Below are 2,627 nucleotides of genomic sequence, written 5' to 3'. Positions count from 1 at the left end.
GACTGGTGAAGAAGGCGGCTTACGGAAAAGCATCCGGTTTTTCCCAGGTGTCCGGTAGGCTATGTAATCCATTCTGGAAATCAAGTCGGAACGACTCAAGGGCCAAGGCAAGAGCAACGTTGACCATGAACTGCGCCTGCTTCGGGGCGTCCTGGAGCAATCAGGAATGAAGCTGCTCCCCGAACACTATCACCAGCTCAAGGATGTCAACCAATCCTTGTGGCGCATTGAAGACGACATTCGCGTCCATGAAGGTCGTCAGGACTTTGGAGAACAGTTCATTCAACTGGCCCGATCCGTCTATCAAAAGAATGATCAACGGGCAGCCATCAAGCGGTCCATCAATGACCACTACGGCTCCGCCATCAAGGAAGAAAAATCCTACTGTTAATCCACCAGGTGACTTTCCAACGCATAGCGTACCAGTTCCGTGCGGCTGGAGGTGGATGTTTTGCCAAATAGACGACTCACGTACTTTTCCACGTTACGAATGGAGGCGCCCAGTTGTTTGGCGATTTGTTTATTCATGAGCCCCTCCGCCACAAGCTGGAGCACACTGGCCTCCCGGGGCGTGAACTGTTGCCGAGGGGCGCCGTCACGGCTTCCTTGCCTGCCTGAAACCCCCTGCCCCCCTGGCCCAGGAGACTGCTCTCCCCGCCACTGGCGAAGCTGCCGGTCTCAGATACTGTCACGGTCACCGGCAGGTCCGCAGCAGGGGCGGGGCTGGCTGTCACGGTGAAGCTCACGTCTCCTCCCTCCGTGACAGACGCGCCGCCGGCAATGCTCACCGTCGGTTGCACAGCCGGTGGCGGGGCGGCTTTCAACGCCGTCAATGCCGTCACCACCGGGTCCCGACGCACCGACCAGTAGGTGTCCGCCATGACCTGCGCCTCGACCGCTGTCATCGGTGTGAGATCGGCAAACTCCGCATCGGTTTCCCCCAACCCCTTCAACACCCGCTGCCAACGCTCCACGTGCGCCGCGCCGTTGTCCGTCTCCGCCACATAAGCGCGCACATCGGCAATTAGAGCGGCATAGGTGGTCACGTCGTCATCCGTGACGGGTACTGTCTCCGATGAGAGTGAGCCAACGGTGTACCCGTCACCCAATTTATGGTGAGGGTCACTGATCCGTCCGCCTCGTCCACCGTGTCGTCCGTGGTGGGTAGCGTCAGGGTGAAGATGCCGTTGGGGGGAGTAATCACCGTTTGCTCCCCGGTGCTGACCCCGTAATCACCCTCTGCTGTCACCCTCTCCGCCACCGGTAGCAGCAGTAACGTTCACCTCCGGCGGCACACCACATATCGATAAGGGTAGTATACCTGAATTGTCAAATCTTGTTCCTGATGGTAGTCTCGGATGGCAAGACAAATAATTGCCGTAAATTTTAACTATCTTCAAACTAGAAAGTCTATTGAATATATCTTCCGGCAAGCTGGTCAGATCATTATTAGCTAGGTCAATCAGCACCATGGTTCCAGAGACGCCATTAAAATCATTTGAATTTAATGAAGTGATCCCTTAAAATGGAAGCATACAATATTGATCAGGTATGCGTAAGCTTCCAATCGGTGGTCCCATGTTAATCCAGTCTTTGTTAATAGACGGGAAGCCAACCCATCCACCGCGCCTATGACAGACGCTCTGAGTCTGAGAATGAGCACTGGGAGAGAATAGAAGTAGAGCCGCCGCCAGTGACGGGATCGAGACAGAAAGACCCGGTTTAGGGAGAACAGACATGCGGAGAAGAGACGTTAGGGCGCCACGAAAAATTGCCGTCTTCATCTACACGACTTTGACAGGTGTCTATTGGAAGATATGCTCTCTGTTAATTATACCACAGAAATCACGGCATCCCTATGGGGAAGGAGATGAATCAAGGCGCTGCCTGATGTTGAAAGCTCTCGCCCCACACCGCAAAGGCGGCACAGCTTCAACAACGGACCACGTCGGGGCGCTTCCCCTCTCCTCTCTCCCCGTCAGGCTTTCCACAACCCCAAGCCGACACAAGGACAGTTTCCCGCTGCTCCCCTTTGCCAAAACTGGGGTATCCTTATCCCACTCCCTAGCTGCTTTGCCATGAGCAATACCTGGTCTCCCATTGCGGGAGGCGTCACGGCTCCTGCGGGTTTTCGGGCCAGTGGCGTGGCTGTGGGCTTGAAACCTTCAGGGGCCAGGGATCTGGCAATGGTGGCGGCGCCGCCGGGGGCAAGCTGTGCCGGGGTCTTTACCCGCAATCAGGTGCGGGCGGCCTGTGTGGACCTGTGCGCCGAGCGGCTCCGGTACACCGGGGGGCAGGCCCGGGCCGTGGTGGTCAATGCCGGTCAGGCCAACGCCTGCTCCGGTGGTCTGGCCCGGGCCCAGAGCGAGCGCATCACCGCTGACCTGGCCCAGCGGTTGGGGTTGCCCCCGGAGCAGGTTCAGATCTGTTCCACCGGCGTCATTGGCCAGCCCCTGCCCATGGATCGTTTGCTGGCGGGACAGGCTGCTCTGAGCGCAGAGTTGGCGGCAACGGAGCAGGCCGCCGGCGCTGCTGCCGAGGCCATTCTCACCACCGACCTGGTGAGCAAGCAATATGCCCTGGAGGCGCAAATCGGGGATCGCATGGTGCGCCTGGGGGGGATGGCC

The 2,627-nt window shown here is 58.1% G+C and carries 4 protein-coding genes and 1 pseudogene; 2 read left to right on the top strand and 3 right to left on the bottom strand.

Translation table 11 applies throughout. The annotated features are described in order from the left end of the window. Nucleotides 1–70 precede the first annotated feature (70 nt). Entirely contained in the window at nt 71–391 is a 321-nt protein-coding gene (locus tag BG35_RS11185) for a DUF6165 family protein (RefSeq protein ID WP_051506233.1), read from the top strand. Here the strand turns inward: BG35_RS11185 and BG35_RS12250 are convergent. The 3 genes and pseudogenes from BG35_RS12250 to BG35_RS12865 all read right to left on the bottom strand — a co-directional run. After that, nucleotides 388–576 (bottom strand): annotated as a pseudogene (locus BG35_RS12250) (response regulator transcription factor); the annotation flags it as partial. The gene BG35_RS11185 and the pseudogene BG35_RS12250 sit on opposite strands and share 4 nt — an antisense overlap. Continuing rightward, on the bottom strand, nt 525–1,109 hold the full coding sequence (locus BG35_RS0108895) for a hypothetical protein (RefSeq protein WP_152535259.1): 585 nt from the start codon (nt 1,107–1,109) through the stop codon (nt 525–527). The gene BG35_RS0108895 and the pseudogene BG35_RS12250, both read right to left, overlap by 52 nt. A gap of 123 nt (nt 1,110–1,232) precedes the next feature. Next, nucleotides 1,233–1,472, bottom strand: a complete 240-nt coding sequence (locus tag BG35_RS12865) for a hypothetical protein (RefSeq protein ID WP_152535258.1) — start codon at nt 1,470–1,472, stop codon at nt 1,233–1,235. A gap of 606 nt (nt 1,473–2,078) precedes the next feature. On the opposite strand from BG35_RS12865, the gene BG35_RS0108890 reads away from it, so the two are divergent. Continuing rightward, on the top strand, nt 2,079–2,627 hold a 549-nt coding region (locus BG35_RS0108890; protein WP_025782541.1), incomplete at its 3' end, for a bifunctional ornithine acetyltransferase/N-acetylglutamate synthase.

It is taken from the genome of Candidatus Synechococcus spongiarum SH4, assembly GCF_000586015.1.
In the GTDB taxonomy this organism is placed as follows: domain Bacteria; phylum Cyanobacteriota; class Cyanobacteriia; order PCC-6307; family Cyanobiaceae; genus Synechococcus_B; species Synechococcus_B spongiarum_F.
This window is presented reverse-complemented; position numbering and strand designations above follow the sequence as displayed.

Excerpts from the sequence above, each read along its gene's own strand:
- BG35_RS12865 (WP_152535258.1), bottom strand. The coding sequence starts at position 1,472 with ATGGTGCTGATTGACCTAGCTAATAATGATCTGACCAGCTTGCCGGAA.